Annotated in this window: 8 protein-coding genes; 3 read left to right on the forward strand and 5 right to left on the reverse strand. The window is 63.2% G+C overall.

The window, feature by feature from the left end; all coding sequences use genetic code 11:
* Nucleotides 1-49: 49 nt before the first annotated feature.
* Nucleotides 50-3,088, reverse strand: coding sequence for a PSD1 and planctomycete cytochrome C domain-containing protein (locus IAE77_RS13545; protein ID WP_294227347.1), 3,039 nt, complete (start codon nucleotides 3,086-3,088; stop codon nucleotides 50-52).
* Nucleotides 3,089-3,124: 36 nt separating this feature from the next.
* The gene (locus IAE77_RS13550; protein WP_294227349.1) at nucleotides 3,125-14,836 is read right to left on the reverse strand and encodes an autotransporter-associated beta strand repeat-containing protein; all 11,712 of its coding nucleotides are present in this window, start codon (nucleotides 14,834-14,836) and stop codon (nucleotides 3,125-3,127) included.
* 271 nt (nucleotides 14,837-15,107) lie between these two features.
* On the opposite strand from IAE77_RS13550, the gene IAE77_RS13555 reads away from it, so the two are divergent.
* A complete protein-coding gene (locus IAE77_RS13555; protein WP_294227351.1) occupies nucleotides 15,108-16,595 on the forward strand; it encodes a PAS domain-containing protein in 1,488 nt (495 codons plus the stop codon).
* Nucleotides 16,596-16,630: 35 nt separating this feature from the next.
* Nucleotides 16,631-17,326, forward strand: coding sequence for a response regulator transcription factor (locus IAE77_RS13560; protein ID WP_294227353.1), 696 nt, complete (start codon nucleotides 16,631-16,633; stop codon nucleotides 17,324-17,326).
* On the opposite strand, the gene deoC is transcribed toward IAE77_RS13560, so the two are convergent.
* Nucleotides 17,320-18,102 carry a deoxyribose-phosphate aldolase gene (deoC, locus tag IAE77_RS13565; protein ID WP_294227355.1) on the reverse strand — a complete coding sequence of 261 codons (783 nt, stop codon included), beginning with the start codon at nucleotides 18,100-18,102 and terminating at the stop codon, nucleotides 17,320-17,322. The two genes, IAE77_RS13560 and deoC, sit on opposite strands and share 7 nt — an antisense overlap.
* 80 nt (nucleotides 18,103-18,182) lie before the next feature.
* On the opposite strand from deoC, the gene IAE77_RS13570 reads away from it, so the two are divergent.
* Nucleotides 18,183-18,929 carry a GntR family transcriptional regulator gene (locus IAE77_RS13570; RefSeq protein WP_294227356.1) on the forward strand — a complete coding sequence of 249 codons (747 nt, stop codon included), beginning with the start codon at nucleotides 18,183-18,185 and terminating at the stop codon, nucleotides 18,927-18,929.
* A gap of 3 nt (nucleotides 18,930-18,932) precedes the next feature.
* Here the strand turns inward: IAE77_RS13570 and IAE77_RS13575 are convergent, their stop codons facing one another.
* Nucleotides 18,933-19,835 carry a sugar phosphate isomerase/epimerase gene (locus IAE77_RS13575; RefSeq protein WP_294227358.1) on the reverse strand — a complete coding sequence of 301 codons (903 nt, stop codon included), beginning with the start codon at nucleotides 19,833-19,835 and terminating at the stop codon, nucleotides 18,933-18,935.
* A gap of 1 nt (nucleotide 19,836) precedes the next feature.
* Nucleotides 19,837-21,270, reverse strand: coding sequence for a PhoPQ-activated protein PqaA family protein (locus IAE77_RS13580; RefSeq protein WP_294227361.1), 1,434 nt, complete (start codon nucleotides 21,268-21,270; stop codon nucleotides 19,837-19,839).
* Nucleotides 21,271-21,282 lie beyond the last annotated feature (12 nt).

Genomic DNA, 21,282 nt, shown 5'->3' on the forward strand with positions numbered 1-21,282 from the left:
CCCTCCTCATCAATTCCCACTTCATCTATGATGTCAGTCTCCATGGCAGTTACGGGTGAGTGATCGCCTCATCGAGATTCAACACCGCACGGCACACCGACGTCCACAGCGCTTCGCCGTCGAGTTTGTTGGCGCGTTGTTTGGCGAGGAAGGTTTTGAGCATGGTCAGCTCATCGGCGGCGGGCGGGCGGGTGAGGCAGCGGCGAAAGGTGTTGGTGAGGCGGGAGTCGTCGTCGGGGGATTCGGCGATGACGGCTTTGGCCATGGCTTGGGCGGCTTCCATGAACATCTGGTCGTTGAGTAGCGTGAGGGCTTGCAGCGGGCTGTTGGAGACATCGCGACGGGCAAGACAGGCCTCGCCGGTGGGCGCGTCGAAGGTGGTGGCCATGGCGAAGGGGGCGGTGCGCTTCGTGAAGGTGTAGAGGCTGCGACGGTAGCGGTCCTCGCCCTCGCTGGTCTTCCATTCCACTTTGCCGTAAGTGCCCTCGGTGGTGACGCTGGCTGGCTGCGGCGGATACACGCCCGGGCCGCCCATTTTGAGTGAGAGCACGCCGGCGGCTTTGAGCGCGGAATCGCGGATGATTTCGGCATCGAGGCGGAAGCGTGGGGCGATGACGTAGAGCGAGTTTTCCAACTCGCTGTTTTCTGAACGAGTTGGAAAACTCGTTCTACGGCTGGCCTGCTTATACGTCTGCGACATCACGATGAGCTTGTGCAGCTTTTTGAGGCTCCAGCCTTGCTTCACAAACTCCACGGCGAGCCAGTCGAGCAGCTCAGGATGGCTCGGCGCCTCGCTTTGATAACCAAAGTCCTCCAAGCTCTTAACAAGGCCGCGTCCAAAAAAGGCCTGCCACTGGCGGTTCACGGTGACACGGGCGGTGAGCGGGTTTTCGGGGCTGAAAAGCCACTTCGCGAAGGTGAGTCGGTTGGCAGGCGCGTTCTTCGGCAGCGAGGGCAGGAAGGCGGGCACAGCAGGTGGCACGATTTCCTTCGGCTGGAGGTATTCGCCGCGATGGTAGCGATTCGTGGGACGCGGATTCGACGCCGGACGCTCCTTCAATGCCAGCGTGGCCTGTCCACGCGGCATCTGACGACGCGCAGCAAGCAAAGGCGCGGCAGCTTGCTTCATCTCGGGAGCAGTTTCGAGAAAACGCATCAGCACTTCTGACTTCTGACCTCTGACTTCTGACTTCTGCTCCGCGAGTGCATTCTCGACTTCCAACGGATGCCCGGTGGCCTCAGCGTGATCGCTAGTGGTCACGGAGAGGCGGAAATGACCAAGCGGGCAGGCGAAGTGCTTCTCGAAGAGCATTTTCAAATCGAAGCCATTCGTGAGATCGACCGGCTTCTCGAAATGAAACACCGCGGCGTGGCTTTGACCGTAACCGCCGAGCACCTGCCAGCCGCTGCTCATCTCGGCGTCGAGCGTGGCCATGGCGTTGTTGGTCTTTTTCGCGGCGGCTTTGCGTGCGGCTTTCTTCGTCGGCTTCGCAGCGGCGGCGGCATCGTTGATCTTGTCTTCCTCTTCTTCGTTGGTGGCCTCGGCGTTCGTGATCTTCACGCGCTGTCCGTTTTGGAAGGCCTGCAGCTCGCTGAGGAAGAATCCGCCGATGGGGCCTTCGTAGTAAGTGAGTCCGGGGCCGTCGTTCGGCAGGCTGGGATGGCTGGCGACCTCAAGTTTGATGGCGGTGACGCCTTTGATCGGCGCTTTGAAGCTCAAATCATAGACATCGCTCTTCGAGATGTCGCCACTGCCGAGGATGAAGCCGTCGGGCTGCTGCTCGAGATGTGGCATGGTGGTCTTCATGGCCGTGGGGCGGATGATTTGCCAGTTCGAGGCCCGTTTCGACTCGCCTTCGATCCAGCCGGCAAAACGGCTCTGCATCGCCGCCTCGCCTCCGGGGAACCTTTTCGGCAAATCGGCCTCCAGCTTTGCGATGCGCTCCGCGTGGGCTTTTTGCTGCGCTTCGATGTCGGGCGTCGGGATGTGGTAGGTCGGCTCGTCGGCGTTGTTGAGCAGCGCCATGACGCTGTAGTAGTCGGTGTGCAGGATGGGATCGTATTTGTGCGTGTGGCACTGGCAGCAGTTCAGCGTGAGGCCCATCCACGCCGTACCAGTGACGCCGACGCGATCGACCATGGCGTAAAAGCGGTATTCATTCGGATCGATGCCGCCTTCCTCGTTCAGCATCGTGTTTCGATGAAAGCCGGTCGCGATGATGTCCTCCGCCGTGGCATTTGGGAGCATGTCTCCGGCGAGCTGCTTGATGCTGAACTGGTCGAAGGGCATGTCGTCATTCAGCGCCTTCACCACCCAGTCACGGTAAGGCCAGATCTGACGCGGCCGATCTTTCTCAAACCCATTCGTGTCGGCGTAGCGTGCGAGATCCAGCCAGCGACGCGCCCAGCGTTCGCCGTATGGTTTGGAGGCGAGGAGGGTATCGACGAGCTTTTCGTAGGCTTGACCGGATTGACCGGATTGACTTTGGACGAAGGCGTCGGCTTCGGCGGGTGTGGGGGGGAGGCCCGTGAGGTCGAGATAGAGGCGGCGGACGAGGGTGTAGGGGTCGGCTTCGGGGGAAGGTTTGAGACCTTCTTTTTCGAGACGCTCACGAATGAAATGATCGATGCTGGCCTTCGGGTCCTTCGAAGGCTGTGGCGGTGAGTAGGCCCAATGCGCCTCATACTTGGCCCCTTCGGCAATCCATTGCTTCAGGATGCTCTTCTCCTTGTCGGAGAGCACCTTCTTCGTGTGCGGCGGCGGCATGATCTCGTCCTCGTCGGTGGAGAGGATGCGTTTCACGACCTCGCTGGCGCCCGGTTTGCCGGGAATGATGGCGATCTCGCCGGATTTGCCCGCGCCGTGGGCGGAGGCCTGCAAATCAAGGCGCAGCTTGCCTTTGCGGGCCTTGTCATCCATGCCGTGGCAGGTGAAGCACTGCTGCGCGAGCACCGGACGCACGTCCCGATTGAAATCGAGGGCAGTGGCGGTGCTGGCGAGCAGAAAAAGAAGGAAGGGGGGCTTCATCGCGGAATAAACGAACGACGAAGGCAGATTTCGCCAGTTGAACCGGGGAGAGGCCAACATGACAAGCCGGGGGCACGATCCGACAATCTCGGACGATCACCGACGACGGCGACGCAGGAGGGCGATCAGGCCGAAAAGGACCAGCGTGGCCCGGCCCGGTTCCGGCACCACGACGACAATGCCATGGCTGAAGAACAGGCTGGTGTCATAGAGCAGATCCGGCAGGCTCAGGTCCGGCAGCCCGAGGTCGCCCACGAGGCCATCACCCCGTCCCATGCCGCCGGTGCTGAAGCCGTTGGGGTTCACGCTGGACCAGTCGAGCAGATTGAAGACATCACCAAAGACCGGCTGGTAATCAGCGCCATTGTCATTGGTGAAGCTGATGATGCCACCGCTGTTCATGGTGAAGGAGCCGGTCACGACGACGCGGTCGTGATTGCCGCCCGTCTGCGTGTCGTAGGCGTCGCCCTGGGTGGTGATCCAGGTGTCGAAATCGCCGGTCCCGAGGTGGAGGAGGAAATTGGCGGAGTCGTTGTAGTCAGCACCGTTGGTGGCACCCATCTGGAGGGTGAGTCGGGTGACTCCCGTCGCATCACCTGCCAGTTCGAGATTGCCGTTCACGGTGAAGGTGCCGATTGCATCGCCCGCAGTGGCGACGGAGGCAGGGTCGGAGGACATGCCGGGGCTGAGGAAGCCGGGGGAGCCACTCGTGCCGATGATGAATGTTCCAGAGCCCGTGGCCACGGTGCCGGCACCACTGACGGGGCCGTTGAAGGTGAAGTCGCCAGCGTTGGAGGCGGAGAAATCGAGCGTGCCGGCCGCCGCGACCTCGATCCAGCTCGTGGAGGAGATGTCCGTGTCGCCAGCGAGGGCGAGTGTGCCTTCGGCGATGGTCGTCTTGCCGGTGTAAGTGGTGTTTGGATTGTCGAGTGTCACCGTTCCGGGGCCTTCCTTGCGAATGTTGAGCGTGTCGCCGGGGTCTGCGGTGGTGATGGGGCCGGAGATGAGCACACCGCCGCCCGCGTCGTTGGAGGACGAGATCAGGGTCAGCTCGCGGATGTTGTCCACGCCCGGAAGCGTGAGGTGCTGCAGGGTGATCGCTCCTGCGAACTCGGTGGTGCCGCTGGTGAAGGTGCCGCCGATGTAGGTGGCTCCGCTGCCGTTGGTGTCGTTGATGTCGATGTCGGTGCTGATGTAGAGATCCGGGACGGCGGCGATGAGGCCGACATCCGGGCCGGCATCATCGGCCAGCCAGTAAACAGGATCCGTGCCGTCGCCATTGACGGTGGTGACGTCCGTCGTGGCCACAAAGAAACGGCCGCCAGCGTGCGTGGCACCGTGTGTGACGAGGATGCTGGTGCCGTAGAGCATTTCCGTGGTCTCATCGAAATCGGCCGCGCGCACGAGGTTCATGTGCGTGCCGGTGGGATCGAGGCTGACGATCTCGTAAACGCCATTGCGCTCGGGGTTGTTCCCCTCGGACATGACGAGGATGCGCCTGCCGATGTCGGCGGTGGTGATGACGACACCGTCCACGATGGTGGACACGTTCAAGAAGGCCCCGTTGCCGGCACCGCCAGCACCATTGCTCGCTTCATTGAAGCTGCCGCCCGCCGCCGCAGTGATCAGAGACCGTGTGGTGGCCAAATAGGCATCCGTGCCGAGCTCGCGGCGTGTGTCGCCCAGTTCCACGATGGTGGTGGAGAGGGCACCTGAATCAAAGAGGCTGAGCGTGCCATGACGCACGATCGTGCCGCCGTCGATGCCCGGACCCGCCGCCCAGGAGCCTCCGGAGCCATAGGTGTTGGCCACGTGCAGCTCCACGGTGCCCGCGCCGATCTTGATCAGCGGCAAACTGCCGAAACCGATGTCCATGATCATGTCACCAAAGCGGAAGACCGAGTCCCCTTCCGCCTGGAGGAACACATTCGTGGCGATGTCCTGATAGAGCGAAACCGTGCCGCCCGTGGCGAAGCCGTAGGTGCCCGAGGTGGCACGAGTGCCGATGACGGTGATGCCCTCGTCGTTGCCGTCGAAGTTGTTCATCACCACGGGATTGACCACGGCGTCGGCCGTGCCATCCAGCAGCAGTTCCACGCGGCCATCGACGGGGTTGATGGAGACGAAGGGAATGCCGCCGAGGTTGATCACATTGAAGGCATCACCAAACGCGGTGTTGCTGCCGCCGATCAGGGTGCCCTGGAGGACGCCGATGTTCGGCGTGACGAAGGTGTTGGCACCGGACAGACGTTGCGAGCCGGAGCCGATCTTGAAGACACCGCCGGCACCGGCGCCAGGATCGCCAAAGGCATCGGTCGTGGTGATGATGCCGGCGAAGTCGGCGTCGTCGGTGTCATCGCCGCCCAGATTGAAGATCGAGTTCTCGATGTTCACCGTGGCGCCACTGCCGCCGGAGAGCGATCCGATGGTCACATTGAAGCCGGTGCCCGCATTGTCCCAGAAAGGGCTCAGTTTCGCCCCGTCAGCGACGATGAAGCGGGAATAAGGGGAGAACGGGTTGTTCGAACCCGCGTAGAGGGTGCCTTGCTGGACAAGCGTCGTGCCGTGGTAGTTGCTGAACGTGTCGAAGGTCTCGCCACCGCCCGTGCTGGCACCGAAGACGGTCTCGCCAGCGCCGGTTTTGACGACGTTGAGCAGTCCCTGATTGTACAAGGTGCCGCCAAAGGTGAGTCCGTCCGCCATGCCGACGCCAATGTCCTGGAAGTTCACGCCGGACTGCGTGCCGGAGTCAAAAGTGACTGTCACATCGGTGAACGCGGCGTTTTCGATCTTCGCCGTGGGCGCCAGGCCGGTGGCGCCGACGAACAGAAAGTTCTGCGTGAAGGTCTTGTTGATGCCCGCGAGCTGCAGGTGGCCCTGGGAGGCGAATTTCACCAGGTTGTCGTTCAGCGCATACACATTGCCGAGGCGGAGGATGGCGATGCGGTCCACATCGTCAGCGCCGTTGGTGTTGCTGTTGTTGGTGATGAGGAGATCGCCGGTCCAGGAGCGGTTGTCGCCATTGAGGCCGAAGATGGCGTTGATCACAAAGTCATCCATCGCGCCGGTGATGCTGCCGTTGGCCGAGTTGGCATTGCCGCCCTGCGGGACGTTGGTGGAGATGTTGCCGGTGCCGGTGATGACGCCGTTGAAGTTGATGAACACCGTCTCGGCATTGGTCGGAGCACCGACGGAGCGCGTGTCGTTGCGAATGTTCGAGGCGGTGGTGCTGTTGCTGTCACGCACGTCGTCCTGGTAGAAGAATTCGACGTTGTCATGGAGCGTGAGGTCGCCGTTGTAGTTCACCACGTCAGCGTGGGCCAGGTAGCGTGCGCCGATGCGCTTGAGCTGCGTGCCCGCGCCGGCGTCATGGCGCACGATGATGTCCTGCGTGATGTTCGAGACATCACGGTAGCCGCCTTCATCGCGGAAGAGCAACTGCACGGCGGTGTTGCCGGTGACGAACTCGCCTGCCAGCTCCGCTTCGAGATTGTGGCCGAGGATGATCGGCAGCGTGCCCACGCCGAGCGGATTGCCCGCGCTGAAGACGTCCACCGCGCCCTCGCTGATGATCAACTGGCCGGTCCATTCCGGATTGCTCTCGCGGATGCCCATGTAGCCGGCCCCGGCCTTCGTGATGCCGCCGTCGCCGGTGATGTAGCCGCCGGCGTCGTTGAAATAGACGGTGTCGCGGTTGTAGATGACCGTGGTGCCGGCCAGAGTCGCGGCCGTCTGGGTTCCATCGAGTGTTCCGGGGTTGCCGAGGCTGTCGAACTGCATGATGCCGCGGAAGTAGGTGTTGAAGTCATGCGGGTTCTCCGTGGTGTTCTCCGGTGCCAGGTCCAGGATGCTGCCGCCCTGGAAGGTGAACCACTCCTGGAAGACAAAGTTCTGGTTCGAGTTGTTCGCCACCGTGCCTGGATGCAACGCGAGCGTCGCGCCGCTGTGGACGGTGGTGCCGTCGAGAAAGGCGCTGTTGGAGCCGAACGGCGTCACGGTGGCAGCCGCCTGGGCCAGCGGCTCCCATTTCAGGGTGCCGGCGATCACGTCGGTGAGGCCGTTGTAGCTGTTGTTGACGCCGCGAAGGATCAAGGTGCCGTCGCCGGTCTTGTCGATGCGGCCCACGGCGGGATTCGCGGCATAACCGACGATCACATTGGCCTCGGAGACGATCACGCCGCCGTAAGTCAGCGTGGTTCCGGCGGCCACGTTGATCTCCCCGCCATTGCCGCCCAGCATGATGCCGCGATTCGCATCCAGCGACATGTCCGCCGTGGTCTGGAGCGTGCCGCCGTTGATGTGAATGCCGTCCGCCACGGGCGAACCGGAGGCCGTGCCGAGATTGGCATCTGCGGAGATGCTCAAGGTGCCGCCGTTCAGGAAGGTGCGGCCGGTGTAGGTGTTGATACCCGAGAGAACGAGCTCGCCGGAACCGGTTTTGACCAGTGCATTGCCCGCGCTGCTGCCTGCATGGTCAGCGATGGCCGAGGCGATGGTCAGGGTGCTGCCACCATGCTGATGCACGATCAAATCCGCGTCCGCGCCGGCGCTGAGAGCACCGCCCGTGATGGTTTTGGCCGATGCGGCGTTCAAAACGAGCGAGCTGACCATGATGCCGCCGCTGGTGATCTCCAATCCGCCCGCATCCACGGTGATGGTGCCTGCGGCATCCGCGTCAAAGTGGAGCGTGTTGACGACCGCGCCCGCACCGGTTGTTCCCGTAAAGCCGAGCAGCTCGCTGATGTCGTTGCCATTGGTCCATGTCGCGGCGGTGTCGTTGTTCTCGCGTGAGGCACCGGAGAAGGCGGTGAGATCGCCGGTCGTGGTCATGGCAAAGTCCAGCGCGTTCAGTGTGTAGGTGGCTGAGGCGGCGTTGTAGCTGTAGCTGTCGCCATAAGTCGCCCAGGCGATGGCGGTGCCATCCGCAGGAGCACCGGTGCCCAGCAGGCTCAGCACCGAGACGCCGCCGTTGCCGTTTTCGACGAAGTTCACCGTGCCGCCGGACATGCGGTTCAGGGCGATGGTGGCCGAGCCGATGTTCATCGTGGTGGTGCGGCCAGCCTTGGAGGTGACGATGACATCCGTGCCGCCGGGGGCGATGAGCGTCTGCGCGGCAGGAAAGGCGGCATTCGCCACGACCGCCGCGCCGGTGTAGTTCGCGGTTTCGTCCTGGATCGAGCTGGCGCCATCCATTTCGATGCCGCCGCCAGCCAGGGTGATCATCGCACCGGTGTCAAAGCGCCGGCCGGTGGCGTTTCCGTAGTTGGTGAGGCGCAGCAGGCCTCCGGACATGTTGAGCTGCTCGACATCGCCATTCTGGGCGGCTCCGTTCACGTCGTTCTGGCCGTTGAAGTTCACGACGCCGCGTCCGATCTTGGTGAACGAGGTGTGGGAGTCCGAATCGGTGTCGTCCAGGCGGAAATTCAGCTCCATCGTGCCGCCGCCGGCCTGATAGACGGTGAGATCGCGCACAAACGCGTTCGCGGCATTCGATCCATTGAACACGACACGGTCCGTGCCGTCGCCAAAGGTCACCGTGCCGGAGCTGTTCGTGCCGGCCAGCATGTCATTGCCGAGCTGGTTGTAATCGTTCGTGCCATCACCGCCGATGTCGATGCGGCTGATGTTCAGCGCCTGTCCCGGCTTTGTCAGGATGACTGCGGCGTTCCACAGGTTGCTGTTGCCGCCGATGCGGAGGCCGCTCTGGCCGTTCGCGGCGTTCATGTTCGCCGCCGCCTGCGGTGTCCAGAAGTTGCCCTCACCTTCGTAGCGCAGGATGCCGTTTTCGACGAAGATCAGGCCCGCGGCATCCCACTGCTGCCGTGCATTGACCACGGCCTGGTCGCTGCCGCGGATGAAGAAGCGCAGGAGCTGGTTCTCGTTGTCGCTGGTGACCGGCGTGGCGATGGCGCCGTTCGCGTTGTCATGCACCTGGCCGTTGATGTTGATCACGCCACCGGCCGAATTGATGCCGTTGGTGGCGATGAGACGCGCGTCGTTCAGCGAGGTGTCGGTGTTGATCGGATTGGCTAGCTCGTTGCCATAGATGTCGCCATTCAGGTTCAGAGTGGCGAGGGCGTTCGTGCCGATGTACGAGGTGAAGACCCAGTTTCCGGTGTTGTCCACGTTGTCGATGATGATGTCGCCGCCCCAGGTGTTGTTGGCGTTGTTGCTGTAGAGGATCGTGCGCGAGGCGTCGTTGATGCCGACAAAGAGGTCCGGCGGGGCGCCACCGGAGGCGGAATCGACCACGTTGGTGCCCAGTTCGAGGTAGAGCTGGCCGGAGCCTTCGATCCTGACGAGCGGTGAATCCCCCAGCGCATGCTGGTCGCGGATGTCGAGGATCCCCTCGGCGATCGTTGTGATGCCGGTGTAGGTGTTGCTGTTGTCGAGGTAGATCGTCTGCACGCCGGCCTTCGTCAGACCGCCGCTGCCGGCGATCGTGGAGCGGATCAGGGCGCTGTTGCCGCTCTCATTCACCAGCAGGGCCTCACGCGTGCCGAAATCCAGCACCCCGCCGGCGATGTACTGGTTGCTGCCCGGACTGGTGCCGGAGATGTCACGGCCGAACAGGATCATGCCCGAGCCGTGTGTGTCGATGCCGATGCCATTCGTCGCGCCCGAGGAGTCGCCCAGATACAAGGTCACATCGGCATTCAGCACGAGCACGGAGCCCAGCTCGTTGGTGTTGTTGCTGTTCACCGTCGAGGTCGGCGTGTTGGTGCCGAAACGCAGGGAATTCATCGCCACGTTGACCGTGATGCGGTTGGGATTGTCGCCGAACCAGTTCACGTCGCCATCGGGATCGCCAGCACGGTCCACGTTGTAGTTGAGCATGAAATTCTGGTCCACGCCGTAGAGCACGGTGTAGTCGCCATCGACGAGGCCTTTGACCGGCAGCGCGGAGCTGAGCAGATGCTCGGTGTTGAAGTCCAGCGGCCGCAATTCGTTGGGAGAACTGCTGTCGAAGGTCATGAACTGGTCGGCGATGTTGTTCACCCCGCCGAAGGCACCGAGGACGATGGAACGCGTGGTGGTGCCGTTTCCAGTGCCGCTGCCATATTGCACCGCGCTGGCCCCGCCGTCGGCGAAAAGGAGGCGTGCGGTGGTGCCGAGAGCACCGGCGATGTTGTCGATGACCTGGAACTGCGTGATGGCGCCGGCCTGACGGGTGTAACTGGCGAATGTCAGGGTCGTCAGCTGCGGTGTGCTGTCATCCAGGTCGAAATTCACCTTTCCGGAGCCGGTTTCCTGAAGCAGGGCTCCGAGAGTTTCGCTTACCGCAGTGCTGCTGTTGCCGATCAGGCGCAGGCGGGCGTTGGCGCGCAGTTGGAGGTCGGTGCTGTTGCCGAGGCGGCCAATGCCATCCGTGCTTTGATCCAGGACATCAGTCGAATTGTCGAGATACAGGCTGCCATCACGGCTCAGCACGAGCGCATTCGCGGCGGAGAGCGCTCCGTTGGCCCCGGTGAGCACGAGTCCGCCCTGTGAATTCACGGACTGCGTGCCAGGACCTGCACGTTGAACGTAAATGTCGCCGGAAATGGGATTGTTCGCGGTCAGGATCAATGCGCCGACGTTCACCTTGCTGAATCCGCCCGTGCCACCCAGCGTGCCGGAGATCACGTGCTCCTCAGGCTGGGTACGGTTGCTGGTGCTGACGTCGTTTACGTCGATCAGGTTCGTCTCGGCCGCTCCGGTGAAGTTGATGTCGCCGCTCCAGATTTCCTGACCGGTGCCGACGGTCACGAGAGTGCCGAGGTCGCTGACCAGCCAGCCGCCGTTGATGTTCAGCGTGGCCGTCTGGGTCGATTCGGTGTTCACGAGGAACAGGCGAGGAAACACGCGGAAGCCGGTGCCGCCGGTGGTGACCAAACCATCGCCGAGATTGATGGTGGAGGCGCTGATGATGTGCGAGTCCGGCGTGCCTGCGATGCCATCCACGCGGAACTCGCCGTTGAGGATGTCGATGGTGCTGACGTTGTTGATCCGTGTGGGATCGCCGTTGAAGCGCACGCTGCCAGTGCCCACGGTGCGGATCGTGCCCGGCCCGTTGATCACCGCCATGTTGGAGTCGATCGTGACCGTGGAGGTGTTGGAGAACTGCAGCACTCCGCCGTTGAGGTTCACGGTGCCGGTGGAGTCCCCGATGACCGAGGCCGCGTCCACCGTCTGTCCATTGAGATCGACGGTGCCGCCGGTGACCGGATTCAGCGTGTAACCCGTGCCGATGGAGACGCCGGTGCCGACGCGGATGGTGCCGCTGCTGGCTGTCAGGGTGCCGGTGCCGTCCGCATCCTGCGCCAGGGTCAGGATGCCGCCGCCTGCCTGATTGAGGCTGGCAGTGTCGCCCATGCTCGCATTGAAGTCGTAGTCTCCGGTCTGCACGACGGTCAGCGTGTTGTCACCCAGCACACGGCTGGTCGCGCCATTGCCGATGAGCTGCAGAATGGTGTCGCTGTTGTCCACATCGAGCCAGGCTCCGGCTTCGAGCGTGATGGAGATGCTGTCGTCGATGGCGTTGGTGGCGCCGATGAGCAATTGAGCGCCGTCGATGACATGCAGCATGCCACCGGCGCTGTCGGAGGTCACTTTTGCCAGCCGCAGATCGCCCAGGCCCGGATCGCCATCGACCACGTCGGCGTAACCGATGGTGAGCGTCAGTCCGTGAAGCTCCACGTCTTCCAGGATGTTGAAGTAATGGCCGGTGGAGGCCGCGAAGGTGCCGCCAGCGCCTCCGGGCTTCAATTCGATGAAACCACGTGAGGTGGCGTCGAGATTGCGGTCATACGCGTCGTTGATGACCAGGCCGCCGTCGAGGGAGAGGATGGGCGTGCCTGCGACGCTCGGATTTGCCGCATTGGCGTTGGTTCCCCATTCGTAGATGCCTGTGCCGTCAAAGTAGGTGGTGAGGGTGGGTTCCGCCGCCGTGCCGAAATTGTCCGCGTAGATCTTCACGACCGCGAGATTTTGTCCGCTGATCAGCCCGTTCGATGGCAGCACCTGCGAACCAGTCCAGCCCGTCGCGTTGGAGATCTGGATGATCGAGCGCTCTTCAAACGTGAGCGTGCCGGTTCCGGTCAATCCATTCAAGTCCTGGGCCAGGAAGCGACCGCGTGACCGCACGGTGACCGCACCGTTGAACGCGTCAGCCGCCGCCAGCGTGCGCGCGGTATTGGCGGTGCTCACCGTGCTGCTGTAAAACTGCTGCAAGGTGCCGCCATCGAGCACTTCGATGCTGGCGATGCCGTTGCCACTGCCCATCGCGTTGGCCTGGGAGACTTCCAGCGTTCCGCCCGGCTCCACCAGGAAGGTGAGGGGGCTGCCGTTGGTGGTGTCGCCAAAGACGGACAAATCGTCCTCGAGCCGCACGATTCCACCGGTCACATGCGCCCGCAGCGCTCCGGGTGCCGAGCCGATGATGACCGGGCCGTTGCCATTGGTGACTCCGGCGGTGTTGTTGCCGAGTTGCAGCGTGTAGGCGCTTTGTCCCTCACCGTTTTGATTGGGGGCCAGCATGCCGTGCAGCTCAAAGTCGAATCCGTTCACCGTGATCGTGCCCAGCTCCCAGGCGCGCGTGTTGCGGTCCGTGCCGATGCCCTTCCACGGGGTTCCGATGCCGATGGTGACGCCGGAGTTGTCGTTCTGTGTCGCCGCATCGCCAAAGTAGAACTGCATGTCGTTGGGCAGGTTCTGAATGGTGCGACTGCCGACACCCATGTCCGTCGAGTTGTTCCCGTGCAGAATGGTCGCACCGGGCTCCAGATGCACCTCGCCACCGGCGCTGACCGCTCCAGCCACGTAAGTGAGGCTGTTCAGGCCGCCGCCGGTCGCGGACACGCCGCCGATGGAGCTGTTCCCGTCGATGGTGAAACGATCGCCCGGCGTGTCGAAGGCCACAGCCGAGCTGTCGAGGTAGATGCTGCCGCCTTCAAACGCGGAGAAGCCCTGCGTCGAGGATGTGGCACCCATGCGCCGCAGGATGAGGATGCCGCGTGTCACGAAAACCGGGCCGGAGCCGAAGTAGGTCTGGTTGCTGTTGAAGCCGGTATAGACGTTTCCAGCGCCGTTGATGTAAGTGCCGCCGGAGTAGGTGTTGTTCGCGGTGCTGTAGAGCACCAGGCTGCCGCTCTGCGTCTTCACCAGCGCGGTGGGCATGTCGCCATCCACGATGACGGAGTTGAGATAGAGGTTCGATTGCGCGTTGTGCACATACAACGCGCCGCCGTTGGCCGTGATGGTCGCGTTGCCGCCGCTCTCAGGCTGGATGTACTTCGTGTAGTTGCCCAGCGTCAGCAAACCGCCGGTGTCGATGGTCAGCGTGGTGCCGTCGAGCTGCTCGATGGTCGAATTGTTCGCCGTGACAGTCAGTTTGAGCGCGTTGAGCGTCGTGTTGCCGATGGTGGTGGTCGTCCCGGCCAGATCGAGGTCCACGTTGTCCGTGGGACCGGCGGTGGTGATGTCGGTGGAGGTATAATCCGCCACCCTCACGCCGAATTCAGCGTCGTAGTTCGCGAAGTTGACCAGGTTCACCAGCGCCCAGCCGCCGAGGATGCCGTCGTTCACCGGTTCGGGCAGATTCCCGAAGAGGATGCGTGGATTGTGACCGGGGCTGCCCAGCGTTCCGGTGGAAGTCGTCCAGTCAAAGCTGATCGTCGCATCCGGCGACCGCAGCAGATCGCCGAAGTAGAGCACCGTGTCGGCGCTGCTGCTGGTGCGGTTGATGTAGATGCGCGAGGTGCCGCGGTCGAGGTTGAGGGAGCTGAAGTTCTGCTGCCACACGCCGTTGCCTGCGCCGTTGTTGGAGGCGAAGTAGAGACGCCCGCCCTCCAGATGCAGCGGCGCGGCCTCATTGATGATCGAATACGAAGGCGTCGAGCCGAGCGAGTCGTAACGGAGCTGCAGGTCACCGCCGGAGCGCACCGTGTAGCTGCTGGCGTTGAGAATGGGGACGTTGTTCACCTGTCCGCGGTCGGTTTCAGGCCGCAACTGCACCACGCCGCTGTCCACGATGAACGCGCCGGTGAATCCCGAGCTGTCGCCATCCAGTCGCAGTTCGCCGAAGCCCGTCTTGGTCAGTGTCGTGGAGCCGCTGATCGTGCCGCCGAGCCGCATGGAGCCGAAGGTGGAGGCGGAGCGGGTCACATCCAGCGTGCCGCCGCCATCGCCCACCGTGATGTCGCGTGTGGAGTAGAAGTTGTTTCCCAGCGCCCGCAGCGTCCCGCCATCGAGGATGATGTCACCGCCGCCGGTGCCGAGGCTTTGATCCTTGTACACCTCCACCACACCGGCGTTGATGGTGGTGTCGCCGCTGTAGCTGTTCGACGTGCCGAGGTTCAGCGTGCCATTGCCGGTTTTGAGCAAGCCCGACGTCCCTGCGAGGGTGGAGTCGATGCGTGCGAAGTTCAGGCCGGTCACATCGATCGTGGCGCTGCCGCCGAGCGTCAGCGTGCCGCCGCTGAGCAGGTAGCCGCTGCTTTGAAACACGAGTGATCCCGCGTTCAACGCTCCTGCGAGAACGACGTTCCCGGCGGTGCCGGAAAAAACGGCGGTGTCGTTCACTGAATCTGGCCAGGCAGTGTTTGCAGACACGCCATCCCACCACTGCGGTGACACCACGTCCCAGGTGCCGGAGCCACCGAGTCCCGTGCCGTCGGTGGCATTGCCGGCCGCCGTGGCATCGGCATCCCAATAGAACGTGGCGGCGCTTGATCGTGTGACGCTCATTCCGGTGAGTATGAGCAGCAAGCAAACGGCGTGGTGGATGCGAAGCTGCGAAGGCTGGGTGTGGATGGTCGGCGTCATCATGGTTCCTGGTGGTTTGTATCCCCGTTGTGCGGGGAGGCGTTGTGATGCCCCCGAGACTAGCGAACCCACCTCTCCAAAATCCATGCGGCGAACCTGCAACGTGTTCCGGCCTCTGGCGCATCGCCGCCTACGCCATCCGCCACCGTGATAGGCCATTGGCGTATCCCTTAAACAGGGTTGGCTGATTGTGCGCGCGGGCGTGTCTCGCCACTGTCTGCCCCGTCCGGGTTCCCGGCTTCCCATGCTTCAGACTCACACATCGCAGGCGGTCATGAAACCGTCCTCAAAGAAACCCGCGAGACCGGGGGCGCGGAGGATGGAGCCCGCCTCGCACGTCAGGCTTTCGTCCGCTGAACTCGAAGCCGCCAGCGCCCTTCCGGCGCTCGTCGCCGTGCTGGATGCGGAGCGCCGCTACCGCTACTGCAATCCGGCCTTTCGTGTCTGGTTCGGGCTGGATCCGCAAAGCCTCGTGGGCCGCCGTTTCGAAGAGGTGGCGGGTGAGGCGGTGCATGAGGTCGTCAGACCGCATGTGGAGGCGGTGCTGGCGGGCCGTGAGGTGAGTTTTGAAGCGTTGTTTGTCTATCGCCATGGCCCGGCACGCCAGGTGAACGTCCATTACACACCGCAGCATGACGGCGCCGGCCGTGTCATCGGCTATGTGTCGCTGACAGTCGATGTGTCGCGTCAACGTGAGGCCGAAATGAGCCTCCGCCGCCTCACAGCGGAGCTGGAGGCGAAGGTGGACAAGCGCACGCACGAGCTGCACCAGACCATCGAGGCCCTGCAGGCCACCGTGCAGGGTGCGCCTGACACGGTGCTCGTCCTCGACGCCTCCGGCTGCATCATCAATGCCAATCCACCGGCCCGTCGCCTCTTCGGCCTGGCGCCGGAACGCATCCTCGGCCAGTCGCTCAGCGCCTTCCTGCCAGCCTCCGATGTGGAGGACTTCAGCGAGTTTTTTGAGGAGGCCAAACGTAGCTCGCCTGACATCCGTTCCACCGAGCCGCGCCAGTCTTTGCTCCGCCATGCCAGCGGCTCGCTCATTCCCATCGAGGTGGCCATCGGTGTCAGCCCGCGGCTGGATCACTTCACCGCCTTCATCCGTGACATCACCCGCCGTCGCAATCTGGAGGCGGAACTCATGCGCGTGGCCGTGGATGAGCGGCGTCACATCGCGCAGGATCTGCACGACAGCCTCTGCCAGGAGATCAGCGCGGTGCATTTCGCCGTCGTGGCCCTCGCCCGGCGGCTCGCGGAAGCCGGATCCGCCGAGGCCGGCACGACGCGGAAGATCGGCCACATGATCGAGGAGACCCTCGATCACGCGCGTCACATCGCCCACGGCCTCGGTCCGGTGATGGAGGAGGGGGATGACCTCGTGCGGGCGCTGCGGCGGCTCGCCCGCACCACGGAGGACCTTTGCAAAATGCCCTGCGGCATCGTTTCCAGCGGTCACTTCGCCGATGTGGACCGCGATGTGGGCACGCAGCTCTATTACATCACGCAGGAGGCGCTCAACAACGTGCTGCGCCATGCGCAGGCCAGCCGCATGGACATCCGCCTCACGCGTGATGGCGGTGATGTGGTGCTGTGCATCACTGACAACGGCCGCGGCTGCCATCCGTGCGGAGAATCGTCCGGCCGCGGCCTGCGTTTCATGCGTTATCGTGCTGCCGCGCTGAATGGCAGCTTGCGCTTGCGGAACCGGCCCTCAGGCGGCACAGAGCTCGAGTGCCGTGTGCCGGTGGAGGCGTCGTGAACCGCGTCCCGGGCACGTGGTTCCCGGATGCCGTCATGAATCCCCGCCAATCCAACTGCATTCGTGTCCTGCTCGTGGATGACCACCCGTTTCTGCGGCAGGGCGTGGCCTTGAGCCTGCACTCCGCGGCCGACATCCAGGTCTGCGGTGAGGCGCCCGACTCCGCCACCGCCATCCGTCTTGAGGAAGAACTGCAGCCGGATGTCGTCCTGACCGATCTCACGCTGCCGGACAAGAGCGGCCTGGAGCTCATCCACATCCTGCACGAACGCCGGCCGGAGGTGAAGATCCTCGTCCTCTCCATGCACGAGGAGGACATCTACGCCGAGCGTTGCCTCCGCGCCGGTGCCAAAGGCTACCTGATGAAGAGCAAGGCGCCCGAGCTGCTCGTCGCCGCCGTCCGCGAAGTCGCTGCCGGACGCATCTATGTCAGCGGAAACCTCGCCCAGCGCCTGCTTCAAATCCTCACGCAGCCCGCCACCGCCGAATCCGACCGGCCGGACGGGCTCAAAGAACTGAGCGCACGCGAGTTTGAGGTCTTCGAGCTCATCGGCCGTGGCAAAACGGCGAAGGAGATCGCCCACATGCTGGGAATCAGCTCGAAGACGGTCGATGTGCATCGCGGACGCATCCGCGAGAAGCTGAACATCCAGACGAATCCGGATCTGATTCACCACGCGGTCCGCTGGGTGCAGGCGCATGAGGGTGGTGGTGCCATCGGGCCTCAATAGCCGCCGGTGCCGATCTTGCCGGACGACTCGCCGCTTTCACCGGCAGCCTCGCGCTTGCGATAATCATCCATCATCGCTGCGGTGGCCGTGGCACCGCAGCGGGTGCCACCGAGATCGCGCACCTTGATGAGGCCGTCGAGATCACGCACGCCACCGGCGGCTTTCACCTGCACTTTGGGCGAGCAGCTTGCCCGCATGAGCGCGAGGTCGTGCTCAGTGGCTCCTTTGTAATTGTAGCTGCCATCGGGCTGCTTCACGAAGCCGTAGCCGGTGCTCGTCTTCACCCAATCGGCCCCGGCGCGCTCGCAGATTTCGCACAGCTTGCGTTTGAAGTCATCGCTGCTGAGGCCAGCGCCACCATTGGTGAGGTAGTCGTTCTCAAAGATCACCTTCACCTTCGCGCCATGCTCGTGCGCCTCATCGCAGACGGCTTTCACATCCGCTTCGACGTAGCCCCAGTCGCCACCCATGGCCTTGCCGATGTTGATGACCATGTCGATCTCGTTGGCGCCGTCCTTGCAGGCGAGTTCGGTCTCGTAGCGCTTCGACTCGGTGGTGCTGTTGCCATGGGGGAAGCCGATCACGCAGCCGACCAGCACGCCGGAGCCGCGCAGCCACTCGACGGCCTGCTTCACGGCGTAGGGTTTGATGCAGACCGAGGCCACCTGATACTTTGCGGCCAGCTCGCAGCCGGCTTTGAGGTCCGCGTCCGTCATCGTGGGATGCAGGAGGCTGTGGTCGATCATCTTGGCGAGGTCGGAGTAGCTGTATTTCATGGTGTCTGGATTGGCTTAGCCAGTTTCTAAATTGGCTAAGCCACTTGTCAAAGCCGGAATTGGCTCCAAGATCGCCGCGCATGGCCGTTCGCGCCTCCTTTCACCAGCAGCTCATCGAAAAACTGCGCAAACTGCTGCGCGGCCGCCAGTTCGCGCCCGGGGCGCGTTTCCTGACTGAGCGGGAGATCGCCGAGCGCTTCAAAACCAGCCGCCCGACCGCGAACAAGGCCCTCAGCTGCCTCGTTTCGGCCGGATTGCTGGATATTCGTCAAGGTGCAGGCACCTTCGTGCGCGAGAGCGTGCTGGACTACGATCTGCAGCGTCTCGTTAGCTTCACGGACAAGGCGCTCGCTGCCGGAAAGGAGCCGGGAACGAAAGTGGTGACGCTTGAACAGGTTTCTGCTCCTGAAATGGCTGCGGCGATGCATCTGAAGCCTGATGAGCCGCTGTGGCTGCTGGAGCGTGTGCGCCTCGCCGATGGCCAGCCGGTCATTTTTGAGCGCAGGCATGTGGCGGCGTCGCTTTGCCCGCGATTGACGAAAACTGAGGCCAAGGGCTCGCTGTATGCGTTCTGGACGCAGAAGTGCGGCCTAAGCATTGCTGGAGCCAGCGAGGTGATCCGTGCGGTGAATGCAAACAAGGTCCAGGCGACACATCTTGGCCTCCGTGAAGGTGTTGCGTGCCTCCAAGTCGTCGCCACCGGCCATCTGGCCGATGGGAAAGTGCTCTGGCACGAAGAGACGCTCTACCGCAGCGACGTGTATGAGTTTCGCAACCAGCTCGGTGGACTCACGACTCCGAAACCGGCCGTCGGCGCGATGCGCTGAGGCTCACAGGCTCGCAAACACCTCGCGCACGTGCTCCGCACTTTGCTGATGCGCCTTCACGGCGTCCATCGTGTGGGGTGTGCCGTTTTCGACGGCTTGTTCGAGGACGAGGTGCGGTTTGAGGCTGTGCTGCTTCAGCCACGTAGCGAGTCGGGTGTAGTCGATGTCGCCCTGGCCGGTGAAGACTTCCGTCCACACGCCGCCCGTGGACTGGCGTAGGTGCAGCTCGGCGATTCGAGTGCCGTAGTGCTCCAGCGTGTCAAACAGTGCCACTTGCGAGTCGCCGCAGCCGCGAAAGACCCAATGGGCGTCGAGGCAGAACTTCACGTGCTCGGGATTCGTGGCGGTGAGCATGTGGTGAAACTCGCGCGCGCCGTGGCGCAGCTCGATGTCGTGATTGTGATAGGCGAGCGTGATGCCGAGCTTGCGCAGTTCGCCGCCGAGTTGATCGAGCGCGTGGGCCTGCGTGATGAGTTGCGCGTCGGTTTTGTTCTCCGCGCCGCCCCATTTGATGGGCGAGGGGTTGGTGACGATGATCTTGCAGCCGATCTCGGCCGCTTGGCGGACGATGGCGAGGATGGTGGAGAGATTGGCGGCCACCTGCGCCTCGTCGTGCAGCAAACTGCCGACGTAGAGCGAACGCATTTCGAGGCCGTGGGCCTTCAGTCGCGCACCGAGGCCATTGAACTCGTCCGGCGAGCCGACAGCGGGCTCGTAACCGGTGATGCCGCTCGAAGCGATGGCGGCGAGTGCTTCATCGCTGTGGAGTTTGAAGCTCTGGCCGTCGCGTTTGGCAAAAGTGCCCCACGGATAGGTGTTGGTGGCGATGTGCATGGCGGAAGGAGTGGCCGCGTGTGCGCTGGCGGCCGCGGTGGTGGTCAGGGCGATGAAGTGACGACGGTTCATGCTATTCGAGACGGAGTTCGGGACTGGAGACGGTGAGCGTGGAGCCGTTTTCGGTCTGCGCATGCACGGTGATGACATTCAGCGTCTTCACATCGCCTGCGACAGTGGTTTCGCCGCTGTAGGTCGCGCTGCTGGTTCGCTGCATCGGCGTGGAAGACCACGTGTCGAACTCCATCTGGATGCTGTAGTCGGGATGGCGGTTCACGGACCACCAGAGCGCGTTCGCCTGTGGTTCGGTGCCATCGGGAAAGGTGACGGTCACCGCGAGACGATGCGTCTCCTTGTTCCACTGCGTGGTCACCTTCGGCGGTGCGATCATGCGGCGCGTGCCGAAGAAGTGATGCGTGGCGAAGGCGTAGAGGTTTTCATCGACCTCAGGCAGTCCGCCGACGGATTTGACAAAGCCGGCCTCCTTCGCGCCGCCGTGTTGGCCTCCGGGCACGATGTAAACGGGCAGCTGCGGGAAGCGGCGGCCGAGTTCGACGAGTCCGGGACTGACGTTGTCGTTCGAGCCTTGGTTGTAGAAGATCTCGGTGCCGCGCTGCTTGAGTACGTCGAGGTAATTCGTGGTGCGGCAGGCTTCCCACGCGGCGTTGCAGGCGGTTTTCATCTCTGCATCGCTCCAGCCGGCATCGCGGGCCATCTTCACGGTGATGCGCTCATCGGAGCGTGCCTTTTGACGAATGAGCAGCTTCTCCTTGCCCACGGGATCGGTCATGGCGGCGATGAAGGCGTCGTTCATCTGCGTGATCTCCGGCGGCATCATGCCTTCCACGTACGGGCCGCCTGGACTTTCAATCACGGGCGCGACGACGGGCATGATGGCGGTGAAACGATCATCCGCGATGCCAGCGGCCGCGGTGGCGACGCCGCGCTTCGATCCGCCGGTGGCGAGCACATTCTTCGGCTGAAACACGTCCTTCTCTGCGATGGCGGTGGTCAGCGCGCGCATGTCGCTGATGCCCCAGATCCATGCGGGCGTGTAGCGTGTGTCCTTCGTCTGAATGAAATGCTCCTCCATCATGAGGTGGAGTTTTCCGATCGGTTCCATCGCATCAATCGGCACCATGCCGATGAAGACGAGGCCGACGCCGTGCTCCTTGAGCAAACGCAGCTTCGCGCCGGTCGCGGCGGCCGGTTTGGGCTGCAATCCGGTGTTTTCGACGAGCACATTCGTGCAGACACCAGTCACGGGCGCGAGCAGCGTCACCGGCAGCCGCACCTTCATGCCGGGCCACCATTCGCAGACGGTGATCTCGACGAGTTTTTGCCGGATCGACGCGTCTTTCGGGTTCGCGTGCCAGTCCATGATGACCTTTGGCTCCAGCGTCGAGGTGTCGCGGATCGACGCCATGTCGAACTTGCCGATGGTGATGTCCGCGTGCGCGTAAACGACAGACAGGATGATGGCGGCAAAAAGGGCGGCTGGTTTCATGCGTTCTTCAAA

Source organism: Prosthecobacter sp. (genome assembly GCF_014879935.1).
Taxonomy (GTDB): Bacteria; Verrucomicrobiota; Verrucomicrobiia; order Verrucomicrobiales; family Verrucomicrobiaceae; genus Prosthecobacter.